This is a genomic window from Castellaniella sp. WN, assembly GCF_054457555.1.
The window spans coordinates 111,938-136,984 of record NZ_JBTKZC010000001.1 but is presented as its reverse complement, the minus strand read 5'-3'; the positions used below and the strand labels follow the sequence as shown (position 1 = coordinate 136,984).

Sequence of the window (25,047 nt, the reverse complement as noted above, 5' to 3'; positions counted from 1 at the left end):
AGGGCTGCGCGGTTCAATGCGACGAAGCGGTCAGGCTTCGTCGTCCTCGAACCAGTGGGCCCGCGCCTGCATGATCATGTCGCTGGCGGTGTCCTCGGGCAGCCCGGTCAGTTCGGCCAGCTCGTCCGCGGCCAGTTCGGCCAGGTCGTCCAGGGTGGTGATGCCGTTTTCGGCCAGCTTCGCCACCAGGGCCGGGTCCATGCCCTTGATTTCCAGCAGGTCGCGGGCGGTCTGCACGCGCTCTTCCTGGGCGATGGCCTCGGTCAGCAAAGCATTGCGCGCACGCGTGCGCAATTCATTGACGGTTTCCTCGTCGAAGGCCTCGATGTCCAGCAGTTCCTGCAGGGGCACATAGGCGATTTCCTCGAGGCCGGTGAAACCCTCGTCGATGAGGATGTCGGCGACTTCCTCGTCCACATCGAGCTTCGTGATGAAGGTGTGACGCAGCGCGGTGCGCTCGGCATCCTGGCGGCTCTGGCTTTCCTCGGGCGTCATGATGTTGATCTGCCAGCCGGTCAGCTCGGACGCCAGGCGGACGTTCTGCCCGCGCGCGCCGATGGCCTTGGGGAGGTTTTCCTCGTCGACCACCACGTCCATCGCATGCTTGTCCTCGTCCACCAGGATGGACTCGACATGCGCCGGCGCCAGCGCGCCGATCACGAATTCCGCCGGATCGTCGGCCCACAGGACGATGTCCACCTGTTCGCCACCGAGCTCGTTGCGCACGGCCGTGACGCGCGAACCGCGCATCCCGACGCAGGTGCCGATCGGATCGATCCGCTTATCGTACGCCACCACGGCGATCTTGGCACGCACGCCCGGGTCGCGGGCCGCCGCCTTGATTTCGAGCAGGCCCTGCTCGATCTCGGGGACTTCGTTCTCGAACAGTTCACGGATGAAGTCGGGCGAGGTGCGCGACAGGATGACCTGCTGGCCGCGCGCGGCGTGATCGACCTTCAGGACATAGGCGCGCACGCGGTCGCCGGCGCGGATGTTTTCCTTGGGGATCATCTCGGTGCGCGGCAGGCGGGCCTCGACCTTGCCGATCTCGATGATGGCGTCGCCCTTGTCCAGGCGCTTGACCGTGCCGGACACGATGGTCTCGCCCCGGTCCAGGAAGTCGTTCAGCACCTGCTCGCGCTCGGCGTCACGGATTTTCTGCAGGATGGCCTGCTTGGCGGCCTGCGCGCCGATGCGACCGAACTCGATGGGTTCGAGGGGTTCCTCGATGTACTCGCCGACCTCGATGCCCGGCACGATGTCCTGGGCGTCCGTATAGAGTTCCTGGGCGTCGGGTTCCTGCAGACCGGCCTCGTCGGGCACGACCAGCCAGCGGCGGAAGCCCTCGTGCTCGCCGGACTGGCGGTCGATGGCCACCCGGATGTCCACGTCTTCCTTGAACCGCTTTTTCATGGCCGAGGCCAGCGCGCTTTCGAGAGCGCCGAACACCACATCGCGTTCGACGTTTTTTTCACGCGCCAGGGCGTCGACCAACAGCAGAATTTCGCGACTCATCGCTTCTTACCCTTGAAATCGAGAACGGGGTCCAGCCGGGCCCGGTCCACATCGTCAAAAGAAAACGGCAGCGTCCGCGGCTGGCCGGACGGGTCTTCCCAATCCAGGCAGAGCACGGGCGGTTCATCCCCGCTGACCCGCAGGATGCCGGTGAAGGTCTTGTGGGATTCGACCGGCTCGTGCAAACGCAATTCGATGCGCTGGCCGGCGAAGCGGACGTAATCCGCCAGGCGGCGCAAAGGCCGGTCCACGCCGGGGGAACTGACCTCCAGGCGCTTGTAGTCGATGTTTTCGACTTCGAACACATGCGACAACTGGCGGGAGACCTGTTCGCAGTCCTCGATGCGTACCCCTTCGGGACGATCGATCACCACACGCAAAAGCCCCAGGGGCGCGCGTTCCACATCGACCAGTTCCACATCGAAACCCAGCAGGGCCTGCTGGGCGACCGTCAAGATATCCGCCATAAATTCCAAAAAAAAGGGGCTGTCCCGCAGCCCTTTGTTCGCCCCGGGTAGAACCCGAAGCCCGTTCAGGAACCGCCGAAGACCCGTCCGCGCCGGCCCGCGGCGCATCGAAGCGCCCGCAAAGCCGGGACCATGGACGGCAAGCCCCCGGTGGACACAGCACAAAGGTGCTGTAAAGCCTTACATTATAACAGCATTTCTTTGCTCGAAGACCATCCTTGTGGAATCCCGTCGCATGGCCGGAATCCTCACAAAGATCAGCGGCCGCGGCCCAGGAATCCCAGGCGCGACTCGTGCGCATGGGCGCCCCGGGGCTGGTGTTCGCCCCCGCCGCCTGCCTGCTTGCGGGGAGCCTTGTTGCCCGGTTTGCGGCCGGACTTCTGCGCGGCCTTGGGCGGACGCGCAGAAGCGGGCGCCTTGTCGACCTGGGACGGCCCCGCCCCCTGGGCGGGTTTTCCGGCGCCGGGCTTGCCGGACCGGACTGGCTTGCCGGCCGGTTTTCCTGCGGGCTTGCCCGGCTTCCCCGGCCGCGCCGGCCGGTTTTCGGATCGAGGCCCCTGGGCCTCGGCGCCATGGGCGCGGGACTTGTTGGCCGGTTTGCGGCCGGACTTCGCGGCCTGGCGCGACTTGTCGCCGTCCGGATGCCCGTTGGCCAGCCCGCCGCTGATGAGCAGGCCGGTCGTGAACGGATCGATGCCGCCCTTGCGGCCGCCCGAGACCCTTCCCCGGCGGTTCAGGCGCGCGCCGTTCTGGCCGTTCTGGCCCGGCGTACCGAATCCCGGCGGCAGGGCGCTAGCGTGCGACAGCGGCTGGCGTTCGGACTGGCTGTCTTCCTCGTCGGCGCCGCGCAGCAGGCCCAGCTGGACCATCAATGCCCCGACCAGGCCGGAATCCAGTTCGTCCCAGCGCCCCCGGCGCAGGTTGGAAGGCAGCATCACATCGCCGAAACGGGTGCGGATCAGGCGGCTGACGGTCACCCCCGCCGCCTCGAACATGCGCCGCACCTCGCGGTTCCGGCCTTCGCTGAGCGTGACGCGATACCAGCGGTTGCTGCCTTCGCCGCCGATGTAATCCAGAGAATTGAACCGGGCTTCCCCGTCTTCCAGCTGGATACCGCCGGTCAGGCGGGCCTGTTCCTGTTCACCCAGTTCGCCCAGGATGCGGACCGCGTATTCGCGCTCCGCCCCGTAGCGCGGATGCGACAGCCGGTTGGCAAGATCGCCCGAAGTCGTCAGGATCAGCAGGCCCTCGGTGTTCAGATCCAGGCGTCCCACCGACAGCCATTTGCCCGTGCGGATGCGCGGCAGGCGGGCGAAGACGGAAGCCCGGCCCTCCGGGTCGTCGTGGCTGACGATCTCGCCGGCCGGCTTGTGGTAGAGAATCACGCGGGGCAGCTTGCCCGCCTTGGGGCGCGTCACCAGGCGGCCGTTGACGCGAACCTTGTCGTCGGGACCGATACGCTGGCCCACATGAGCGGGCTCGCCGTTGACCGAGACGCGCCCGGCGATGATCAGATCCTCCATGTCGCGCCGCGAACCCACGCCCGCGTCGGCCAGGACCTTGTGCAGCTTCGGCATCAGGACATCGCTGTTCAAGTAGCGATCCAGGCGCCGGGCGGTCGGATGGGCGTCCTTCAGATAATTCAGGGCGCGGTCGGCCTCTTCCGCCGAACCCGCGTCGATGGCCCCGATCGCCTCGGCCGCCTCGGTTTCCCGCCCCTCGGCGCCCTGGGTGCCGGCCTGCTGGGCATCCCCCCGGCGGCGGCGAAAAGGTGTGCGCAGCTTGCGCCCCCGAGGCTTGCCGTTTTCCGGCTGGTTCCCGGCCACGGACGGCGTTTCGGGCGTGCCCGTTCCGGCGCTCTGCATCGTATCGATTTCTGCTGTCATGAGGTTCGGTGACTCCTGCACAAAATTCCGTTCTTCATTCTTCCGGGCCACGCGGCCCCGGGACCGGGGGATCGTCCGCGCCAGCGTCCGGGGCGGCTGAATCCAGGGACATCGGCCCCGGCACGGCCGCCCGGACCGGCTCGCCAGCGCCCTCTCCGTCGTCCGCCGCCGCATCGTCCACGTCCCGCACGGCATCCGGTCCGTCCGCGGCATCGAACGCCAGGACGCCCAGAGCTTCCGCGGAGTCCTCCGCATCGAGCGCGGGCAGTTCGTCCAGCGCCCGCAGACCGAGGTCCTCGAGGAAGCGGCGCGTCGTCCCCAGCAAAGCCGGACGCCCCGGCGCGTCGCGATAACCCAGGGTTTCGATCCAGCCCCGGTCTTCGAGGGCGCGGATGATCTGGGCCGAGACCGTGACGCCACGGATGTCCTCGATGTCCCCGCGCGTCACGGGCTGCCGCCACGCGATGATGGCGAGCGTTTCGAGCACGGCGCGAGAGTAGCGAGGCGGTTTTTCGGGGTTCAGGCGCCCCAGGTAACGCTGCATGTCGGGACGGCTCTGGAAGCGCCAGCCACTGGCGAGCTGCACCAGTTCGAGCCCCCGTTCCTGCCAGTCGAGCTGCAGGGCAGCCAGATGGCGGCGGATGTCGTCCCCGGAAATCGTGTCTTCGAAGAGGCTGCGCAGATCGGTGACCGCGAGAGGCGCATCAGCGCACAACAAGGCCGTTTCCAATACGCGCAGGATTTCCGTTTCCGTCATTTTAGCTTGAACTCCGATCGGTTGCTTGCATTATTTTCGCAGACTTGCTATAGTCTTGCTTTCCAGACGCGGGGTGGAGCAGTCTGGCAGCTCGTCGGGCTCATAACCCGAAGGTCACAGGTTCAAATCCTGTCCCCGCAACCAGTTTCAGAGACAGGCCGGATTCCAATGGAATCCGGCCTGTTTTCATTTGATCCCGTCATTTCGGCTCCGGCATCGCGGTTCTCGTCAGCGAGGTGGCCTGCAACGCGGCATGGCGAACCCAGCCGCCGCAGGTGGGTGTGCGAATCGGTCGAACAGGACTCGAACAGGACACTAGGTCTCGGTATCCCGGGCATGCATTCGCGCCGCCCGCGCCCGCACCAGCGCCTCGAACTCCGCCACCGGCAACGGCCGGCTCAACAGGTAGCCCTGCCAGGCATGGCAGTGATGCCGCTCCAGAAAGGCGCGCTGGGCCTCGGTTTCCACGCCTTCGGCGATGACGCGCAGGCCCAGGCTGATCCCCAGGGCGACGATGGTGCGCGCGATCGCCGCGTCGTTGGGGTCGGTCAGCACGTCGCGCACGAAGCTCTGGTCGATCTTCAACTGGTCGAGCGGCAGCCGTTTCAGGTAGGCCAGCGATGAATAGCCGGTGCCGAAATCGTCCAGCGAAAACCCCACGCCATAGCCCTTGAGCTGCACCATCTTGCGGATCGTGTCTTCGATGTCCCGCAGCAGCAGCCCCTCGGTCAGCTCGAGCTCGAGCCGGCCGGCGTCCGCACCGGCACCCGCCAGGGCCGCCAGGGTCTGCTCGACGAAACCGGGCTGGTGGAACTGGCGCGGACTGACGTTGACGGCCAGGCTCAGGTGCGCGAACGCGGGATCCTGCGCCCAGCGGGCCAGCTGTGCGCAGGCGGTCCGCAGCACCCAGTCGCCCAGCGGCAGGATCTGGCCGGTTTCCTCGGCCAGGGGAATGAAGGCGGCCGGCGAGACGAAGCCGTCCTGGGGATGATGCCAGCGCAACAGCGCCTCGCAGCCGATGACGCGGTCCCGGTCCATCTGCGGCTGGTAGAACAGTTCGAACTGGCCCCGTTCCAGGCCGATGCGCATGTCCAGTTCCAGCGCTGCCCGCCGGTGCACCGCGGCCTGCATGAATGGATCGTAGAAGCGCAGGGTGTTGCGGCCCGCCGCCTTGGCCTGGTACATGGCCAGATCGGCCCGCTTCAGGTGTTCATCCACCCCCTGCTCCAGCCCGTGGAACACCGCAGCCCCCATGCTGACCGTTGCATGGTAGTGCTCCGCGCCCAGCAGATAGGGCGCGCTCAGCAGGGCCAGGATGCGCTGGCCGATTTCCTCCGCCCGCGCGGCGGCTTCCTCGGGAGACGCGCCCAGATCCTCGAGGACGACCACGAATTCGTCATCGCCGTGCCGGGCCACGGTCTGCGAGTCGGGCAGGCTGGTCCGCAGGCGTTCCGCCACCTGGCGCAGCATCAGATCCCCGCTGTCGTGGCCCCGGGTTTCATTCAGGGTCTTGAAATGATCCAGGTCCAGCATCAGCAGCGCGCCCCAGCGCTGATGGCGCGCGGCCGACGCCAGGGTCTGCTGCAGCCGGTCCAGCAGCAGACGGCGGTTGGGCAGGCCGGTCAGGGAATCATAGAAGGCCAGATAGTTGATTTCCTCCTCGGCGGCCCGGCGCTGGGTGAGGTCCTCCAGGGTCAGCAGATAATCATCGCCCAGCAGGATTCCGGCGACCTCGACCGTCCGATGACTGCCATCACTGCACAGGATCCGGTATTCGCCCGCCGCGATGACCCCTTCGCCCGACCGCCGGGCCGCGTCGCACAGGCGCGACCAGCGCTGGCGCGCCCGTTCGCGAATTTCGGGATCGGGACAGATGCGCATCCACCAGGAGCGCACATCCGGGACATCCTGTTCGGTATAGCCGAAGATCTGCACGAACTGCCGGTTGCGGAACGTGATGCGCTCATCGCGCCGCACCAGGCACACACCCACCGGCAGATGATCGAGGATGCTGCGCAGGTGCCGTTCCCGATCCCGCAGCGCGTCCTGCATCCTGCGCCGTTCGTCGATGTCCTGAATGACGGCGACGTGATAGTCGGGCGCCTCGCCCGGCTGCCAGATGGGCGACACGGTCAGGTCCACCCAGATCGGCTCGCCGCTCTTGCGCAGGACACGCTTTTCGAGCCGGAATTCGCGGATCTCCCCCGCCTGGACGCGCCGCATCTGCTCCAGGTCCAGCGCCAGGTCGTCCGGATGGGTCAACTGCCGGAAATCGAGCTGCAGCAACTCGTCCCGGGCATAGCCCAGAATGTCGCAATATTTCTGATTGACGCGCACCGGGAGGCCGGTCTTCACGTCGGTCAGGGAAACGCCGACCGCCGCCTGGTTGAAGACGGCGCGGAAGCGCTCCTCGCTGCGCCGCAGGGCCTCGTGGGTGGTGACCGCTTCGGAGAAGGCCCGCGTGCGCTGGCGGGCCAGCAAGCTGGCGAGCGTCACCAGCAGCAAGGTCAGGGCCACGCCCGCCCCGCCGATCCACCAAGGCATCATCCGTTCGGTGGGGGACAGCAGCGCGCGGCCGGACGTGAAATCCAGGCGCCAGGTCCGGCCCATCACGTCCAGCAGCCGGGTGGCCTCCAGGGCCGGAGGCGCGGGCACGGCGGAGTCCGGCGGCGGCGCCAGGGAGCCCAGCGTAGCCGGCACCCCGGGAACACCGCTGGAGCCGACGTCCCGCAGCCGCAGCGACAGGCCGCGCAGGAATCCGGAGGAGCGGATGGCGCTCAGCATGTCGCTGACCCGCACCACGGCGGCGACCGCGCCGATGAAGCGATCGCCCTCGCCGTGATGGAAGACCGGAAAGCGCAGGACGAAGGCCGTACCGGCCTCCTCGTCCTGGAGCAGGGAGAAAGGCGCCGACGCCACCGGGCGGCCAGTCGCCCGCCCTTTCAACAGGGCGGCCAGATTCGCGGGCTGAGAGGCGATGTCCAGCCCCCAGATGCCCGGATTGCCATCCCGGGGCCAGAGATACTCGACGACATAATGGTCCGGCCCGTCAATGCGCGGGTGGATGACCGACACCGCCGGATCCGCGCCCGGAAAGCGGGAGCGCAGCCGCGATTCGTAGGCGGGCAGTTCGGCATCGGGCACACAGCGCACGAAGGACAGATTCACCAGTTCGGGATAGCTCCTGCGCACGTCATGCTGCGCCACCACGCGCTCGAACAGCTTGTCGTCCAGGTCGGGGTTCACCATGAAGAGGTCCCTCAGGCCGGACACGACCTCGGCGTAGGCCACGACGCGCTGGGCGATCGCATCGCTGGAGGAGCGGACTTCCTCGGAAAACCGGAGCTGGGCGATCGACCGCCCGGTATCCCGTTGCTGCAGCACCAGTGCGTAGGTGAGACCAAGTCCGAACACGGCCGCCCCGAGGCCGGGAAACCAAAGGCCAAACGTTCGTCTTGCGGAAAATGCCGCCATGAGACTCCTCGATCTAAAGGGCAGGCAAAGACGCAGGGGGAATTCATCGCGCCCCGCCGGGCGGCGATACTCCCGAAGCAAGAATAGCGGTTTTTCCCCGGTTGTTGTGAAATGTTTCAAATAGCGGCGCCCACGGCCCGGAAACACGCGCCTGCCGGGCCCGGACTCACCAGCGCACGAAGAACAGCACCCAGGCCCAGCAGAATGGCAGCAGCCCGGCCGCCACCAGAATCACGGCACCCAGCCTGCGCAGCGGCTGCGGCGTGCGCAGCCCCGCCAGCCGCCATTCGAAGCGCAGGCTCCAGGCCAGCGCCAGAGCCAGCAGCGTGAAGCGCACGGGATTGGCCCAGCCGGTGGAGACGCCCTCGTGCTGCAGCAAAGTCAGCGTCGTGGCCGACAGCCCCAGGAACACTCCGACACCCGCCGCCGGGATCAGGCCCTGGGCAAGCTTGTGCACGCCCGCCAGGCGGCTGCGCAGCAGCCGGCCATCCGTGTCCCGCACCCCCGGCGCCTTCGAGGCCGGCAGCAGGCGATCCGCCAGCCACAGGCCGCAGAATGCGGTCCCGCCCACGACGACGGCCGCGCCGCCGATGAATAGCAGGATGACGGCGCCATCTAGCCAGCTGAAGCTGTCGTTGACGTCCGGATAGTGGGTCAGGATGAACCAGGGCGCGTCGTCGGCCAGCGGCCAGTAGATATCCCGCGCCACCAGCCAGGTCGCGGCGGACTGCTTGATCGACACGAACCAGGGGCTGGCGCTCCACAGAAAGGCGCCCACCGCCAGCCCCATCAGCCCGAAGACGATCAGCGCAGTCTGCCACCCGCCGCCTTCGGCCACGTGGACGATCTCGGCCTCCGGCGAGCGGGGCGTCAGGGTGATGGCGCCCCGGTAATCGCTGCAGCGTCCGCACATATGGCATTCGGCCGCACCCTGCATGTTGCGCAGGGGCAGCAAGGGCGCGCAGTTGATGGATTCCGTCCGCCGCACGGGCGCGCGCCAGGCGGCGGCGTCCACCCGGTAGTGCCAGGGAGCGAGCTTGGCCAGCAGGTTGAACACCCCGTTGACCGGGCACAGGTACTTGCACCAGACGCGCTTGTCACGCCCGTAGAGCCAGCCGACGATCATGGCGGCCGCGGTGGAGCCGCCCAGCACGGCGGCGACCGCCCAGGGGTACTGATAGACACTGACCAGCTGGCCATAGATCGTGGTCAGGCTGAAAGCCACGAAAGGCCAGCCGCCCCAGCGCATCCAGCGCGGAATGGCCCGGCCGCGCCCATGCCGGCTGGCCCACTCGGTCAGGGCACCCTCTGGACAGAACAGGCCGCACCAGGCGCGCCCGAACAGAGGAATGGACACCAGCACGAACGGCCACCAGATGCCCCAGAAGGCGAACTGGGCGAGGATGGTGAGATTGTTGAAGACGGAAGCCGTGCGATCCGGCAGCGGCATGGCCGCCGGAATCGCCAGCAGGGCGATGTAGACGAAGACGATGGTCCATTGCACCCGCCGGATCGCGCGCTGATGATCGCGCAGGAAATCCCCTGCGCGCGCGACACCGGAACGGAACGAATGCGACAAAATCATGCGGCTATTGCTATTTCACGTCTTGAGACCAAGGCGGTATTCTCCACGCATCCCCTCTTCCAGGCAAACAGGAGTCGCCTCATGAAAGCCATCGGATACCGCGGGGACCTCTCTCCACGTACCGCCCCATCCCGCCGCTAGGCCGCCGCGTTCGCCTTGGCCCGGCCGGATGGCGCCGGCGCGGCGGCGCGCGAGGCGCGGCGCAGCAGCCATCCCACGACGCCCCAGTACGCCAGCCAGATCAGCAGCTGAGACAACGCCGGATAGGCGCGGTAGCCGGCGAAATCAGCCAGGATCTTGCCCAGTCCGCCTTCGGTACCCAGCAGCCAGGAGGTATCCCATACCGGGTCCATCAGAGCCGGCAGCGCGCCCAGGGAAATCAGCCGGTCCGTGGCCGACACCAGCAGCGCGCCGGCCAGCAGCAGCAACAGGATTTCCGTCAGCTTGAAGAAACGCCGCCAGGTGATGATCCGCCCGCCCAGCTGCAGCAGCCAGAAGGTCAGCAGCGCCGCCGCGAACCCGGCCAGCCCGGCCAGCGCCATGGCCCCGGTGCCGCCCGATTCCCGCGAGGACAGGACGGTGCCGTACAGGAAGACCACGGTCTCGCTGCCTTCGCGCGCGACGGCGATCATGACCAGCGCGAGCAGGCCCCACCAGTGATCGCCGCCGACCTGCTGCGAAGCGTCCGATTCGAGCTCGCGCTTCAGGCCGCGCCCGTGGGCGCGCATCCAGACGACCATCTGGACCACCAGCCCGCAGGCGGCCAGCGCCATCAGGGCCTGGAACCATTCCTGGCCCTCGTCGGACAGCCAGGAGGAAATCCCCAGCAGCACCAGCGCCAGCGCGCCCGCCAGCAGCAGCCCGGCGCAAACACCGCCCCACAGCCAAGGCAGGCCGCGCCGGCCTTCCGGCGAGGCGCGCAGCCAGGAATACAGGATGCCTACGACCAGCAGGGCCTCGACACTTTCACGCCAGACGATGAAGGAGACTTGTTCCATGATGGGATGCGAGCATCAGGGCCTGGGCAGCACGACCAGCGTGCCCTTCACCTGGGGATGGAAGTCGTCGAAGAAGGGATATTCGCCCGGCCGCGACAGGGACAGCACCACGAACGAGGTGACCCCCGGCCCCAGCACCTTTTCCTTGCGCAGCGGCAGGCTTTCGAATTCGACCGCCTCGCTGCTTTCGTTGACCAGGACGATCTTGAAGCGGCCCGCCGTCACTTCGAGGCGGGCCGGTTCGAAAGTGCCGTCGGCCTTGAAAGTCAGCGTATAGACCGGCATGTCGGCGGCCCGCGCCGCCGACAGGGGCGCCAGCAGGCCCGCCCACATCAGGGCCGCCAGGGCAATCCAGACACGCATGTCAGTAGCCGCCCTTCTTGCCGGTGCCGGCATAGACGAACTCGTACTTGACTTCGAAGGACTTGAACCACGGCGCGACGCCGGTTTCCTTGTCGACATGGCGGCCGAAGTGGTTGTTGTGCGCGGTTTCGGGCGAGCCGATGACGAAGGTCAGATTGTATTTGCCCGGGCCTTCGAGCTTGACGTTGTCGCCGTAATGCGGGCCGTCGTTCGCCACCATGGGCATCAGGTCGCCCTTCAGGACCTTGTCGCTGCCCTGCTTCTGCAACACGTACTGGATGTTCAGGTACGGCGCCCAGGCGCCTTCGGGCAGACCATTCTTGTTGTCCGCCGTGGCGTGGATGTCCGCCTCGAGGTGGATGTCGGAGTCCTTGGCGGCGCGCATCATGCCTTCCGGCTCCATCTCGACCGGCTGCAGATAGACTGCGGCCACTTCCAGCCCATTGATTTCGCTGGGCTCGCCGATGGGATATTCGGCCGCCAGGGCGGAAGAGGCCAGGCCGACGCCTGCCAGCGCGACGAGCAGTTTTTTCACCATGAACGATCTCCATGTTAGTAAAAAGAATGATTCTCGTTACTATAACATCAGAGAAGTGCTCACGACACGGAAATAGATCAAGAAAATGCGACGCGGGGCCGGACGTTTCGCCCGGCCCGCGGTCATTTCTTCTTTTTTCCGCCTTCGGGCGGCTGCCCGGGGAAAGGAAAGGCCGAGAACATGTTGCGCGTCTGATCCTGCATCTGGTCCTGCATCTGGACGAACAGGCCGCGGCTTTGCTCGATATAGTTGTTCATCATGTTCTGCAGGGCCGGAGTCTGCATGTTCATCAGCTGGGCCCAGGCCTCCGGACCGAAATGCTGCTGGTACAGCCCCTGGGACTGCTCGGCCATGCGGTCCTGGATGTCCATCAGCACCTGGATGTTCTTTTCCAGGAACGTGCCCATCACGCCCTGCATGGCATGGCCGTAGAAGCGGATGATCTGCGCCAGCGCCTCGGCCGAGAACATGGGCACACCGCCGGATTCCTCTTCGAGGATGATCTGGAGCAGAATGCTGCGGGTCAGGTCGTCGCCGGTCTTGGCGTCGACGACCTTGAACACCGCGTTGTCGAGGACGAGCTGCTTGATGTCGGCCAGCGTGATGTAGGCGCTGGACTGGGTGTCGTAGAGGCGGCGGTTGGGGTACTTCTTGATCAGCCGTTCAGCCTGAGGTGAAGAGGTATGCCGAGCCATGATCAACCCATGTGCAAGCCGCCGTTCAGCGAGAAATCCGCCCCGGTGGCAAAGCCTGAATCGTCGGACGCCAGCCAGGCGACGATGGAGCCGATTTCCTCCGGCGTGCCCAGACGCTTGACCGGGATGGTGGCGACGATCTTTTCGAGCACGTCGGGGCGGATGGCGCGCACCATGTCGGTGCCGATATAGCCCGGCGAGATGGTGTTGACGGTCACACCCTTGCTGGCGACTTCCTGGGCCAGGGCCATGGTGAAGCCATGGATGCCGGCCTTGGCGGTGGAGTAGTTGGTCTGGCCGAACTGGCCCTTCTGGCCGTTGACCGAACTGATGTTGATGATCCGCCCCCACTGGCGCTCCACCATGTCGTCGATGACCTGCTTGGTCACGTTGAACAGGCTGTTGAGGTTGGTGTCGATGACGGCGCGCCAGTCTTCACGGCTCATCTTGCGGAAGATGCCGTCGCGGGTGATGCCCGCATTGTTCACCAGCACGTCGACCGGACCGAACTGCTCCTTGATCTTGACGAAGGCCTCGACCGTGGAATCCCAGTCGGACACATTGCCGACCGAGGCGCTGAACTTGTAGCCCAGCGCGGCCTGCTCGTCCAGCCACTTGACATGATCCCGGCTGGGACCGCAACCGGCCACCACCGTGAAGCCTTCCTTTGCGAGACGCTGGCAGATCGACGTTCCGATGCCGCCCATGCCCCCCGTCACGTAAGCCAGTTTGCCACTCATGGTGTTCTCCTTTTCAGACTGCTTTGACTTTGACATAGCGCCCGGGTGCGGGTTCTATGGCGGGATATTTTCGATTGCCGGGGCCGCGGCGGACGGACCGCCAGTCGCCCGAATGCCCGGCCAGCCAATCCAGCCAGTCGGGCCACCAGCTGCCCCGGGCATGTTCCGCCTGGCCCAGCCAGGCATCCGGATCTCCCGGCAGTTCGGCGTCCCGGTTCCCGGACCAATAGCCCCGGCGACCGCGTTCCGGGGGATTGACGACCCCCGCGATATGGCCGGATTCGCCCAGCACGAAGCGCAGCGGCCCGCGCAGCAGCCGCGTCGAGGCATAGGCCGAAGTCCAGGGTACGATGTGGTCTTCGCGCGAAGCGTACAGGTAGGCCGGCATGTCCAGGGCGCGCAGGTCGGCGGCCGTGCCGCAGATGCGCAGCCGGCCGGTCTGGAGGCGGTTTTCCAGGTAGGTATTGCGGAAATACCAGGTGAAGAACGGCCCCGGCAGGTTGGTGCCGTCGGCGTTCCAGGCCAGCAGGTCGAAGGCCCGCGGCGATTCACCCATCAGGTAGTTGGAGCCTACGTAGTTCCACACCAGTTCCGAGGGGCGCAGGAACGAGAAGGTGGTGGACAGCTCGCCCGCCGTCATCAGGCCGCCCGCGCCCAGCTGCTGTTCGCGCGCGCGGGCATGCTGCTCGTCGACGAAGACGTCCAGGACGCCGGTCTCGCGGAAATCCAGGAAAGTGGTCAGCAGGGTCAGCGCGGCCACCGGGTCCTCTCCCCGGGCGCGCGCCACGGCCAGGGCGCTGGAGAGCAGCGTGCCTCCCACGCAGAAGCCCAGGGCATTGACCTGCGGCTGGCGGGTCACGTCACGCACGACCTGGACGGCCCGCAGCACGCCGTCCTCGACGTAGTCGTCCCAGGTCTTGCGCTCGATGCCGTCCTCGTCCCCCGGGAGCGGGTTGCGCCAGGACACCATGAAGACCTCGAAGCCGGCCTGCACGGTGTGCAGCACCAGGGAATTGGCCGGCTGCAGGTCCAGGATGTAGTACTTGTTGATGCAGGGTGGCACCATCAGCAGGGGCAACCGACGGACCTTCGCCGTCTGCGGCCGGTACTGGATGAGCTGCATCAGGGCGTTTTCGTAGATCACCGTCCCCGGGGTCATGGCCAGGTTTTCGCCCGGCACGAAGGCGGACTCGTCGGTCTGGGTGATGCGACCCCGCGTCAGGTCGCGCATCAGGTTCGCCAGTCCCCGCTGCAGGGTTTCGCCCCCGCTGTCGACCAGGGCCTTCAGGGCGTCGGGGTTGGATGCGAGGAAGTTGGACGGCGCGGCGGCCTCGACCCACTGCATGACCGAGAAGCGCAGGCGCTCGCGCGCGGGGTCCTCGAGATCGGCGGCGAGTGCCAGGCGCTGCAGCGCGTCGGCCATGATGAGATAGGCATGAGCCGAGAACAGCGCCTGAGGATTGCCGGCCCAGGCGTCCGACGAGAAACGGCGGTCGGCGGGCGGCGTCAGGGCGCCCTGACGGAATCGATCCAGCAGCGACTGCCAGGCCTGGGTGAAATCGGACTGAATGGACGCCAACTGGGCCGGAGCGACCCCGGGCGGCGTCTGCCTTTGCAAAGAATTCCGATCAGCCATTCCACCATCCCTTGTACCACCAAGATCCCGAAACAACCCGGAACCTTTCGTTCGCCTATTCTGTCATTGTGGCAAATCGCGTCAATTCGGGTAAGTCGCTAGCCCGAATAGGGCCCATGTCGAAGCCGACATGCGCCAAAATAGTGCCCCACGCTATGTCCACCTCGCGGCCTGCATGCTGCTCGGATTCGTCAAGCGCGGGCCAGGTCCGCAGATACCGTCTTGGATTGCGGCATCTCCCCACCTCGCGCCTTGCAAGGCGCTCGGATTCGTCAGGCGCGGGCCAGTCCGCAGGGACTGCCCCGCGTCCAGACTCATCCACGCCAGCGTCGCCTGCCGCCCCGATCCGGGGTCGCGCCGATAGGAAAAGTACCGGTCCGCCCGCGTCCAGGTACATTCCCCGCTGGCCTCCACCCGATCGACGCCGGCCCGCAGCAGCCGCGCGCGCGCCAGCCCCGCGAGGTCGGCCAGCCAACGGTCGCCGCCAGGACGCTCCAGAACGAAGAACTCCGCCAGACCGGCATCCTGATCCAGGAAGGCGGCCCTCACTTCCGGCCCGACCTGGAAAGCCCGCGGCCCGATGCCCGGGCCGATCCAGGCGCGCCATGCGCGCGCGGCCGGCGCCCGTCCGCGCATGGCGTCCAGCGTGTTTTCCAGCACCCCGGCCGCCAGTCCGCGCCAGCCCGCATGGGCCACGCCCAGCACGGTGCCGGCCTCGTCGGCCAGAACGACCGGCAGACAATCGGCGGTCATGATCGCCAAGGGACGGCCGCGCCGGGTCGTCGTGGCGGCGTCGGCGCAGGGGGCGGACGCGGGAAACGCCCGCGCCTCGCCCACGGGCAGCCCGGGCCCGCCGGGCACGGCATCGGCATCGAACACGGCCGTGCCGTGCACCTGTTCGAGCCAGAGGGGTTCGTCCGGCAAGGCTCGTCGCAGCCGACGCCGATTTTCCTCCACGGCCGCCGGATCGTCCCCGACATGAGCGCCCAGGTTCAGGCTGTCCCGGGGCGCCTGGCTGACACCACCGGCGCGCCAGGTCGAAAAATAGCGCACGCCGGCCCAGAGTTCGCCCGTCACGCCCCGCAGGCCGGGGGCTGGTTCAAGTACGGTCGTCGCCATCGCCTTCCCAGAGAATGCCGTCGAGCACGCGGCGGAAGTCGTCCGGCGGCACGGCTGTGAAAGCGCAAGGCCGCCCGGTGACGGGATCGTCGAAGCCCAGGGCGCGCGCATGCAGCATCTGGCGGCCGGCGCCGGCCTCCAGCCGCCCGCCGTACAGAGTGTCGCCCAGCAGGGGGTGCCGCAGGCGGGCCATGTGGACACGGATCTGGTGCGTGCGGCCGGTTTCCAGGCGGCACAGCACGCGGGACACGACGAGCCCGCCGTGACGGCCGATGCCCAGGGACTCGTAGTGCGTGACGGCGGGCTTGGGCGCCACCGGACGGTCGGCGCTCATGCGGACCGGCACCCGGGTGTCGCGGCCGATCGGCGCGTCCACCGTGCCCCGCCCCGACAGCGCGCCATGCACCAGCGCGCAGTATTCACGCTTGACCGTGCGCGCCTGGAGCTGGCGCACGAGCTGCGTCTGGGCGATTCCAGTACGGGCCACGACCAGCAGCCCCGACGTGTCCTTGTCCAGCCGGTGAACGATGCCGGCCCGGGCCACGCGCGCCAATTCCGGATAGCGGAACAACAGGCCATTGAGCAGCGTGCCGTGCCAGTTGCCCGCGCCCGGATGGGTCACCAGGCCGGCGGGTTTGTCCACCACGATCCAGTCCGGGGAATCGTCCACCACGCGGAAAGCCACGTCCTCGGGCACGAAGGCCAGATCCTCGGGCGCCTGCTGGGGCCAGACCCGGATGAGGGCGCCGGGCCCCACCCGGGTACGCACCTTGCCCACGGCGCCGTCGACCTCGACGTGGCCGTCCTCGATCCAGGACTGCAGGCGGCTGCGCGAATGCCGCGGCATCAGGCGGGCGAGGGTTTTGTCCAGCCGATCCGGCAGGACGTCCAGAGGCAGATGGAAAACCTCGGGCGCGTCGGGACCGGTGTCTTCGGTGGCGATATCCGTGTACGGCATGGCGACAAATCATATAATCTGCCGACAATGCTAACACCTTGACCAAGGATGCCCCGTGGCCGCGCATGCCCCTGTTTTCCCGAAAGCCCTGTCAACCCACATCCGGCTGATCCTGGCTTGCCTGTGCATGGCCCTGGCGGCGGGCTGCAGTTCGACCAAGGGCAATGTCGATCCGACCGCCGGCTGGAGCGCGGAACGCCTCTACAGCCAGGCCCGCTCCGACATCAGCTCGGGCAACTGGTCCGACGCCCGCAAGAACCTGGAAGCCCTGGAAGCCCGCTACCCCTTCGGCATCTATGCGCAACAGTCCCTGATCGACCAGGCCTACGTCAACTGGAAGGATGAGGAGCCCGAACAGGCCAAGGCCGCGATCGACCGCTTCATGCAGCAATATCCGAATCATCCCGGCACGGACTACATGCTGTACCTGAAGGGCATGATCACCTTCACGCCGCCCAGCGCCATCCTGTCGAACTTCACGCGCCAGGATCCCAGCGAACGAGACCCCAAGGGCCTGCGCGAATCCTATGAGGCCTTCAACGAGCTGATCAAGCGCTATCCCGACAGCCGCTACACGCCCGACGCCCGCAAGCGCGCCGCCTGGCTGGTCAACACCATCGCCGAGAACGAAGTCCACATCGCCCAGTACTACTACGAACGCGGCGCCTACGTGGCGGCGGCCAACCGCGCCCAGACCGTGGTCACCGACTTCGAAGGCGTGCCTATCGCGGAAAAGGCCCTCTACCTGATGATGCTCAGCTACGACAAACTGAGCATGCCGGAACTGCGCGACGACGCCAAACGCGTACTCGACAAGAACTTCCCTGACAGCAAGTACTACAAGCAGGGCCTGGACGAGCCCGTCAATCACTGGAACCCCATCAACTGGTTCTAGTGTCCTGTCTGGTGAGTTTGGTCACTTGAATTCGGATGCATGGGCTTGTCAGGCAAGGCGCAAACCGCAGCGATAGCCGGTGCTATCGCCGAGGATGAGTCTGGACACGGAGCAGTCCCTGCGGACTGCTCCGTGCCTGACGAATCCGAACCGCTTGCAAGCGGTGAGGTGGACAAGCAACGCAGCATGGCCAGCCCAGGCGCCGAAGGTAAGGATCGGAATTAGCCAGACAGGACTCTAGCATCCATGGCCGGCTCCAGCCGGCCGGGCGGATGCCCCAGAAAGTCCAGGGCCACCCCGGCGTCCCGGGTACGGGCGAAGGGCGGCAGCCCCTGCCACAGCAGCCGTCCGTAGGGCTTGTCCACCAGGCGTCCGTCGCCCACCACCAGCACCCCCCAGTCGGTCTCGGACCGGATCAGGCGCCCCGCGCCCTGCTTGAGCAGCAGCGCTGCCTGCGGCAACTGGTATTCCATGAAGGGATTGCCGCCCTCGGTCCGGCAGGCGTTCAGGCGCGCTTCCAGCACGGGATCGTCGGGAGGGGCGAAAGGCAGCTTGTCGATCGCCACCAGGGTCAGCGCATCGCCCGGCACGTCGATGCCTTCCCAGAAACTGGTGCTGCCCACCAGCACCGCATTGCCTGCCGAGCGGAAGCGCTCGAGCAGCACGCCGCGCGTGGCTTCGCCCTGGCGCATCACCGGCCGGTCCGAGGCCAGCATGTCGCGCAGCAGGACGTCGGCCACGCGATCGACCGCGCGCAGGGTGGTGCACAGCACCAGCACCCCACCCGGGCAGGCGTCCACCAGCGGCAAAAGGGCGCGCGCGAACGCGTCCGTGAAGCCGGGGTCGCTCGGCCACGGCAGCGCCTTGGGCACGTACAGCAGCCCCTGCGCCGGATAATCGAAAGGCGAAGCCCAGCTGCGCGTCCCGGCATCCCCCAACCCCAGCTGGCGCTGGAAATGCTGAAAGTCCCCGCGCACCGACAGAGTGGCCGACGCCAACACCCAGGACTGGCCCGGCCGGCGGAATCCCGAAAAGATCCGCGCCACCGACAAGGGCGCCCGCTGCAGCCGCACGGAGTGCGCGCTGTGCTCGATCCAGCGCACGGCGGCTTCATCACCCACCTCACCGCCTGCACGCGGTTCGGATTCGTCCGGCACAGGGCCGTCCGCAGGGACTGCTCTGCGGACGGCCTCATCCCGGGCGGGATGCGCCCACTGCCACAGCCGGGCGCGCAAGGTGCGCGCCGTGCGGGCGGCGGCCGCCAGGTCCGGGTGGCGTTCTTCCTGGGTGCCCAGGGATTCGGTCAGTCCGTCCAGCGCCTGCGCCAGGCGCTCCAGGGACTGGTCGAAGGCCTCGGCCTCGGGAATCTGCTCGAAAGTCGCCCGGCCGCCCGGCAGCTTCCCCACGGGGGCGCTGACAAGGCGCAGGTCGCGCGCCGCCGCGTCCAGGGTCTGGCACAGTTCGCTCCAGCGAACGGTCTCGCGCGCGTGGGCCAGCCCGGCCGCCTCGGCCTGGCGGGCGCAGTCCAGCACCTGGTGCAGCGACAGGCTCTGCCCCAGGAAGCGGGTGGCGGTGTCGGGCAGTTGGTGCGCCTCGTCGAAGACCACCAGCCGGGTTTCCGGCAGCAGGTCGGTGATGCCTTCTTCCCGCAGCGCCAGGTCCGCCATGAACAGAGCGTGGTTGACCACCACCACATCGGCCTCCTGGGCGTGGCGGCGCGCCTTCAGCAGGAAGCAGTCGCGCACGTGGGGACAGTCCTGGCCCAGGCAATTTTCCCGGGTCGAGGTCACGCGGTTCCAGATGTCGGCGGTTTCCGGCACTTCAGGCAGATCAGCGCGGTCGCCGCTGCCACCTTCGCGCACAAAGCGACGGATGGCGCGCAACTGGGACATTTCATCGCGCGACTTCAGGGCGCGCTCGTCCTGCTCCAGACGTTCCAGGTGATAGTGGCACACGTAGTTGCCGCGCCCCTTGAGCAACGCCACGTCCACCGGCAAGGCCAGGGCGTCGCGCAAGCGCGGGATGTCGCGGCGGAACAGTTGATCCTGCAGGGTCCGGGTGCCGGTGGACACCAGCACCTTGCCGCCCGACAGGAAGGCGGGCGCCAGGTAGGCCCAGGTCTTGCCCGTGCCGGTGCCGGCCTCGGCGATCAGCACGCCGCCGCCTTCCAGAGTGTCGCGGATGGCCTCGGACAGCTCCAGCTGGGCCGCGCGCGGCACATAGCCCGGGAGCTGGCGAGCCAGCGGGCCGTCGGGGCCGAAGAGTTGGGCGAGATCGTCGGAAAACATGATGCGGAGCGCGGCGTGGGTACGGGTCGATCCCCGGATGATACGCCAGGCATTCCGGTGTTGCGGGGCGGGTATGGCAAAATGCGCCGCTTGTACCGGTACTACGCGACACTCATGACCATGATCAACCCAGACTCCCAGACTCATGCCGTCGACTCCGCCCGCATCCTGCGGCTGCTGACGGCGGAACTCGACGCCCGGCCCGCCCAGGTCGCGGCGGCGGTGGACCTGCTGGATTCCGGCGCCACCGTGCCTTTCATCGCCCGCTACCGCAAAGAAGCCACCGGAGGACTGGACGACACGGTGCTGCGCCAGCTGGAAGTGCGCCTGCTCTACATCCGCGAGCTGGAAGGCCGCCGCGTGGCGATCCTGGACTCGATCGCCGGACAGGGCAAGCTCGACGACGCCTTGCGGACGCGGATTCTGGAAGCCGACAGCAAGCAGCGGCTGGAGGACCTGTACGCCCCCTACAAGCCGAAGCGGCGCACGCGCGCCCAAATCGCCCGCGAAGCCGGCCTGGAGCCCCTGGCCGACGCCCTGCTGGCCGACTCCGCCGCCGACCCCGAGGTCCTGGCGGCCGCCTACCTGAACGCCGAAGCCGGCTTCGAGGACGCGCGCGCCGCCCTGAATGGCGCGCGCGACATCCTGGCCGAACGCTTCGCGGAGAACGCCACGCTGCTGGACACGCTGCGCACGGAACTCTGGAACACCGGCCGGATATACGCCCAGGTCGTGGCGGGCAAAGAAACCGAGGGCGCGAACTTCCGCGACTGGTTCGACTTCAGCGAAGCCCTGCGTACCCTGCCCTCGCACCGCATCCTGGCGCTGCTGCGCGGCCGCCAGCAAGGCATTCTGGACCTGCGCCTGGGGCTGGATCCCGAGCGCGAGGCCGAGACTCCGCACCCCTTCGTGGCGCGCGTGGCCGGCATCCTGGACCTGGACGCGCGCTTCGACGCCCGCGCCACCCCCCGCCAGCACTGGCTGGCCGAAGTCTGCCGCTGGACCTGGCGGGTCAAGCTGCTGACCGGCTTCGAGACCGAGCTGATCGGACGGCTGCGCGAAACGGCCGAGGACGAGGCCATCCGCGTGTTCGCCGCCAACCTGAAGGACCTGCTGCTGGCCGCGCCCGCCGGCCCGAAAGCCGTGCTGGGCCTGGATCCCGGCATTCGCACCGGCGTCAAGGTCGCCGCCATCGACGCCACCGGCAAGCTGCTGGAGACCGCCACCATCTACCCCTTCGAGCCGCGCCGCGACGTGGAGGGCAGCCTGCGGACCCTGGCCGCCCTGGTCGCGCGCCACCGGATCGACCTGGTGGCCATCGGCAACGGCACCGCCTCGCGCGAGACCGAGCGCCTGGCCGCCGCGCTGCGCGAGCGCCACCCCGAGCTGGTCTTCGAGCGAGTCGTCGTGTCCGAGGCCGGCGCCTCGGTCTATTCGGCCTCCGAGCTGGCGGCCCTGGAATTCCCCGAACTGGACGTCAGCCTGCGCGGCGCGGTCTCCATCGCCCGCCGCCTGCAGGACCCGCTGGCCGAACTGGTGAAGATCGAGCCCAAGGCCATCGGCGTGGGCCAGTACCAGCACGACGTCAACCAGCGCGAGCTGGCCCGCTCCCTGGACGCTGTGGTCGAGGACTGCGTGAACGCCGTCGGCGTGGACGTGAACACGGCCTCGGCGCCGCTGCTGACGCGCGTGTCCGGACTGAACCAGTCCCTGGCGCGCAATATCGTGCAATGGCGCGAGGCGCACGGCGCCTTCCGCAACCGCAAGGCGCTGCGCGATGTGCCCCGCTTCGGCGACAAGGCCTTCGAGCAGGCGGCCGGTTTCCTGCGCATCCCGGGGTCCGACAACCCCCTGGACGCCTCGGCCGTGCACCCCGAGGCCTATCCCGTGGTCGAACGAATCCTGCTGAAGGCCGGCCAGCCCGCCGCGGCGGTGATGGGCAACGCCCGGTCACTCGAAGGCCTGTCCCCGGCGGACTTCACCGACGAGCGTTTCGGCCTGCCCACGGTGCGCGACATTTTCGCGGAACTGGAAAAACCGGGCCGCGACCCCCGCCCCGAATTCAAGACGGCGAAATTCAAGGAAGGCGTCCAGGACATCAAGGACCTGGCGCCCGGCATGATCCTGGAGGGAGTGGTCAGCAACGTTGCCAACTTCGGCGCCTTCGTGGACATAGGCGTGCATCAGGACGGCCTGGTGCACGTGTCCGCCCTGGCCGACAAGTTCGTCAAGGATCCGCGCGACGTGGTGCGCGTGGGCCAGACGGTGCAGGTGCGCGTGCTGGAAGTGGACGTGGCGCGCAAGCGCATCGCCCTGAGCATGCGCAAGGATGATCCGGAACCCCGCCCCTCGGCCGGCGCGGGCGGCACGGGACGGCCGGGCGGCCGTGCCGGCCTGCGCGGTGGGCGTCCCGACCGGCCCGCCGCCGCGCCCCAGGGCGCCATGGCCGAGGCCTTCGCGCGGCTGCGCAAGGAATGAGTCGGGACATAGGACACATAGGACAGTCCCCTGCGGACTGTCCTGTGCCTGACGAATCCGGGCGGCATGCAGGCCGCGAGGTGGACGGCAAGCCGGCCCGGAACGGCCTCAGGCGGGATCGGGCGGCAGCAACTGCTCCAGCAACAGGCGGCGATGGGCCGCCCGCAACCGGGGCAGGACGACGCGCGCATGCTCATCGTCCTGCAGCATCCTCAGGACGGCCGCCAGCAGAATGGGGGCATGGATCAGATGCACCATGTCGGTCAGCGCGCTGTCTCGCAGCGCGCCCCCCTCGACCGCGCGGCGCATCATGGCCTGCTGGCCCTGCAGCAAGCGGAGATGGTCCTCGCGCCAGCCCTCGATGACCTCCGGCGCCCTCGGCCCCTCGGCGATCAGCAGGCGCAGCGTGCGGATGAAGCGGCCATCCTCCAGCCGCGCATAGGCACGATCCAGGAAGTCGTCCACCAGAGCCGCCAGCGCGGCCCCCGGAGGCCGGGCATCCGCCGGAGGCGGCCGTCCGCCGAACAGCAGATCCGGCAGCAGCATGCGCTGCATCAGCGCCTGGAACACGGCGTCCTTGCTCTCGAAATGCGCGTACAGCCCTCCCTTGGACAGGCCGGCCCGGGCGGCGATGTCATCCATCCGCGCCGCGCCGAATCCGCGTTCCGAGAATTCATGCAGGGCCGCGTCCAGTATCTGGTCCCGGCGCTCGTGGGCGGGCAGGCGACGGTTCCTGGGCTTGCGGCCGGCGGCGGGCTGGATCGGGGACGGCGTTTTCGGCATGACGATTGATTCTGGAAGAAAAGTCCGGCTGGGCCATTGATGTGCATCAGGACTGACGGGTAAATTATCGACTAAAAAGTCGTTAAGGGGGATCGCCATGCCATCATCTTCGAACAGCCGCACCATGGACTCCCGGGTCGCCGCCCGGATCACCGACCAGTATTTCCACGCCAGCCAGGCGCGCGCGTTCGCATCGCTCTCTCCCGCCTCGCTCAGCCTGGCGTGGCTGGACTGGGCCATGCACCTGGCGGCCTCGCCCGGCAAGCGGACCGAGCTGCTGCGCCTGGCCGCCAGCCACCAGAGCGAACTGGCGCACTATCTGTACGACTGCCTGCGAGCGTCCGGGGACCCGTCCAGGGTCTGCGTCACACCGCCCGAAACCGACCGCCGCTTCAGCGACCCGGCCTGGTGCCGCTGGCCCTACAACCTGCTGCACCAGGGATTCCTGCTGACACAGGACTGGTGGGAGGAAGCCACGTCCGGCCTGCACGGCACCGATCCGCACCACATGCGGCAAGTCTCGTTCTGGGCGCGGCAGTGGCTGGACATGATGTCGCCCGGCAACCAGCTCTGGACAAACCCGGTCGCCATCAACCGCACGATCGAGGAAAGCGGGATGAACCTGCTGCGCGGCGGCGGCTACCTGCTGGAGGACATCGTCCGCCACCAGGCCGAGATGCCGGTCGCCGGGGCGGACAAATTCCGCGTCGGGCGCGACGTGGCCGTCACCCCGGGCAAAGTGGTCCTGCGCAACCGGCTGATCGAGCTGATCCAGTATGCCCCCACGACCGCGACCGTGCGGCCGGAACCGATCCTGCTGGTGCCGGCCTGGATCATGAAGTACTACATCCTGGACCTGTCGCCGCACAATTCCCTGGTCCGCTTCCTGCGCGACCAGGGCTACACCGTCTACTGCATCTCCTGGAAGAATCCCGCCGACCAGGATGCCGACCTGGGCATGGACGACTACCTGCGCCATGGGTTCTTCGCCGCCCTGGACGCCATTGGACGCATCCAGCCGGAACGTCGCATCCACGCCACCGGCTACTGCCTGGGCGGCACGCTGTTGTCGATCGCGGCGGCGGCGATGGCACGCGACGGCGATGCGCGGCTCGCCAGCGTCAGCCTGTTCACGGCCCAGGTCGATTTCAGCGAGCCCGGGGAAATCGGTCTGTTCATCGACGAAGCCCAGGTGCACATGCTCGAAGCCCAGATGGGGCGCCGGGGCTACTTCAGCGCCGACCAGATGGCCGGCGCCTTCCAGATGCTGCGTTCCTACGACCTGCTCTGGTCGCGCGTCATCCACGAATACCTGCTGGGCGATCGGCGACCCATGAACGACCTGATGGCCTGGAACGCCGACACCACCCGCATGCCCGCCCGCATGCATTCGCAGTACCTGCGGCGGCTGTACCTGAACAACGACCTGAGCGCCGGACGCTACCCCGTGGGCGGACGGCCCGTATCGATCGGCGACGTCCGCCTGCCGGTCTTCGCCGTGGGCACCATCACCGACCATGTCGCCCCCTGGCGCTCGGTCTACAAGCTGCACCAGTTCCTGCCGGGCGAATTGAGCTTCGTGCTGACCAGCGGCGGGCATAACGCCGGAATCGTCAACGAGCCCGGCCATCCCCGGCGCCAGTACCGCATCCGGACCCGCCAGCCCGGCGACCCCTTCCTGCCGCCTGACGAATGGATGGCCGCCACGCCCGTCAACGACGGGTCCTGGTGGACGGCCTGGTCGCAGTGGCTGGCGGACCGTTCGGGCGCACCCGAAGCCCCGCCTGCCTTGGGAATCCCCGGCCGTCCGGGCCTGGGAGCCGCCCCCGGGCGCTACGTACTGGAGACCTGAGCCATGCACCGGCAGACTCC

Annotated in this window: 18 protein-coding genes, 1 tRNA gene and 1 pseudogene; 4 read left to right on the top strand and 16 right to left on the bottom strand. The window is 67.8% G+C overall.

Translation table 11 applies throughout. The annotated features are described in order from the left end of the window. Nucleotides 1-30: 30 nt before the first annotated feature. From nusA to scpB, 4 genes and pseudogenes are all read right to left on the bottom strand, one after another. Nucleotides 31-1,515 (bottom strand): transcription termination factor NusA, encoded by a 1,485-nt coding sequence (gene nusA, locus ACTPOE_RS00590; RefSeq protein ID WP_458870211.1) that lies wholly within the window; start codon nt 1,513-1,515, stop codon nt 31-33. Next, nucleotides 1,512-1,982 carry a ribosome maturation factor RimP gene (gene rimP / locus ACTPOE_RS00585; RefSeq protein WP_458870209.1) on the bottom strand — a complete coding sequence of 157 codons (471 nt, stop codon included), beginning with the start codon at nt 1,980-1,982 and terminating at the stop codon, nt 1,512-1,514. The genes nusA and rimP overlap by 4 nt, the downstream gene beginning before the upstream one ends. A 257-nt stretch (nt 1,983-2,239) precedes the next feature. Then, nucleotides 2,240-3,868, bottom strand: coding sequence for a pseudouridine synthase (locus tag ACTPOE_RS00580; RefSeq protein ID WP_458870207.1), 1,629 nt, complete (start codon nt 3,866-3,868; stop codon nt 2,240-2,242). Between the two features lie 88 nt (nt 3,869-3,956). Further along, nucleotides 3,957-4,625: pseudogene (scpB, locus tag ACTPOE_RS00575) on the bottom strand (SMC-Scp complex subunit ScpB); the annotation flags it as partial. 67 nt (nt 4,626-4,692) lie between these two features. Between scpB and ACTPOE_RS00570 the strand changes: the two are divergent. Continuing rightward, nucleotides 4,693-4,769 (top strand) — tRNA-Met (locus tag ACTPOE_RS00570). Nucleotides 4,770-4,940: 171 nt separating this feature from the next. On the opposite strand, the gene ACTPOE_RS00565 is transcribed toward ACTPOE_RS00570, so the two are convergent. The 10 genes from ACTPOE_RS00565 to ACTPOE_RS00520 all read right to left on the bottom strand — a co-directional run bounded on the left by ACTPOE_RS00565 (nt 4,941) and on the right by ACTPOE_RS00520 (nt 16,731). Beyond that, nucleotides 4,941-8,099 (bottom strand): bifunctional diguanylate cyclase/phosphodiesterase, encoded by a 3,159-nt coding sequence (locus tag ACTPOE_RS00565; RefSeq protein WP_458870205.1) that lies wholly within the window; start codon nt 8,097-8,099, stop codon nt 4,941-4,943. A 166-nt stretch (nt 8,100-8,265) separates the two neighbouring features. Further along, nucleotides 8,266-9,684 carry a 4Fe-4S binding protein gene (locus ACTPOE_RS00560; protein ID WP_458870203.1) on the bottom strand — a complete coding sequence of 473 codons (1,419 nt, stop codon included), beginning with the start codon at nt 9,682-9,684 and terminating at the stop codon, nt 8,266-8,268. Between the two features lie 137 nt (nt 9,685-9,821). Beyond that, complete coding sequence (locus tag ACTPOE_RS00555) at nt 9,822-10,682, bottom strand: FTR1 family iron permease (RefSeq protein ID WP_458870201.1); 861 nt, start codon at nt 10,680-10,682, stop codon at nt 9,822-9,824. 15 nt (nt 10,683-10,697) lie between these two features. Beyond that, nucleotides 10,698-11,045: a cupredoxin domain-containing protein gene (locus ACTPOE_RS00550; RefSeq protein ID WP_458870199.1), complete on the bottom strand. Its 348-nt coding sequence runs from the start codon at nt 11,043-11,045 to the stop codon at nt 10,698-10,700. A 1-nt stretch (nt 11,046) separates the two neighbouring features. Beyond that, nucleotides 11,047-11,583 (bottom strand): iron transporter, encoded by a 537-nt coding sequence (locus tag ACTPOE_RS00545; RefSeq protein WP_458870197.1) that lies wholly within the window; start codon nt 11,581-11,583, stop codon nt 11,047-11,049. A 122-nt stretch (nt 11,584-11,705) separates the two neighbouring features. Next, nucleotides 11,706-12,278, bottom strand: coding sequence for a polyhydroxyalkanoate synthesis repressor PhaR (gene phaR, locus ACTPOE_RS00540; protein ID WP_458870195.1), 573 nt, complete (start codon nt 12,276-12,278; stop codon nt 11,706-11,708). A gap of 2 nt (nt 12,279-12,280) precedes the next feature. After that, nucleotides 12,281-13,018 (bottom strand): 3-ketoacyl-ACP reductase, encoded by a 738-nt coding sequence (locus tag ACTPOE_RS00535; RefSeq protein ID WP_458870193.1) that lies wholly within the window; start codon nt 13,016-13,018, stop codon nt 12,281-12,283. A gap of 13 nt (nt 13,019-13,031) precedes the next feature. Further along, a complete protein-coding gene (gene phaC / locus ACTPOE_RS00530) occupies nt 13,032-14,654 on the bottom strand; it encodes a class I poly(R)-hydroxyalkanoic acid synthase (RefSeq protein ID WP_458870191.1) in 1,623 nt (540 codons plus the stop codon). Nucleotides 14,655-14,807: 153 nt separating this feature from the next. Continuing rightward, nucleotides 14,808-15,773: a peptidoglycan editing factor PgeF gene (gene pgeF, locus ACTPOE_RS00525; protein WP_458870189.1), complete on the bottom strand. Its 966-nt coding sequence runs from the start codon at nt 15,771-15,773 to the stop codon at nt 14,808-14,810. Next, nucleotides 15,754-16,731 carry an RluA family pseudouridine synthase gene (locus ACTPOE_RS00520; RefSeq protein ID WP_458870187.1) on the bottom strand — a complete coding sequence of 326 codons (978 nt, stop codon included), beginning with the start codon at nt 16,729-16,731 and terminating at the stop codon, nt 15,754-15,756. The genes pgeF and ACTPOE_RS00520 overlap by 20 nt, the downstream gene beginning before the upstream one ends. A gap of 127 nt (nt 16,732-16,858) precedes the next feature. On the opposite strand from ACTPOE_RS00520, the gene ACTPOE_RS00515 reads away from it, so the two are divergent. Next, entirely contained in the window at nt 16,859-17,626 is a 768-nt protein-coding gene (locus tag ACTPOE_RS00515) for an outer membrane protein assembly factor BamD (protein WP_458872711.1), read from the top strand. Between the two features lie 221 nt (nt 17,627-17,847). Here the strand turns inward: ACTPOE_RS00515 and ACTPOE_RS00510 are convergent, their stop codons facing one another. After that, on the bottom strand, nt 17,848-19,914 hold the full coding sequence (locus ACTPOE_RS00510) for an ATP-dependent DNA helicase (protein ID WP_458870185.1): 2,067 nt from the start codon (nt 19,912-19,914) through the stop codon (nt 17,848-17,850). A 120-nt stretch (nt 19,915-20,034) separates the two neighbouring features. Between ACTPOE_RS00510 and ACTPOE_RS00505 the strand changes: the two genes are divergently transcribed. Continuing rightward, the gene (locus ACTPOE_RS00505; protein ID WP_458872710.1) at nt 20,035-22,392 is read left to right on the top strand and encodes a Tex family protein; all 2,358 of its coding nucleotides are present in this window, start codon (nt 20,035-20,037) and stop codon (nt 22,390-22,392) included. 108 nt (nt 22,393-22,500) lie between these two features. Here the strand turns inward: ACTPOE_RS00505 and ACTPOE_RS00500 are convergent, their stop codons facing one another. Then, nucleotides 22,501-23,175, bottom strand: coding sequence for a TetR/AcrR family transcriptional regulator (locus tag ACTPOE_RS00500; protein ID WP_458870183.1), 675 nt, complete (start codon nt 23,173-23,175; stop codon nt 22,501-22,503). Nucleotides 23,176-23,272: 97 nt separating this feature from the next. On the opposite strand from ACTPOE_RS00500, the gene ACTPOE_RS00495 reads away from it, so the two are divergent. Further along, nucleotides 23,273-25,027, top strand: a complete 1,755-nt coding sequence (locus ACTPOE_RS00495) for a PHA/PHB synthase family protein (RefSeq protein WP_458870181.1) — start codon at nt 23,273-23,275, stop codon at nt 25,025-25,027. Nucleotides 25,028-25,047 lie beyond the last annotated feature (20 nt).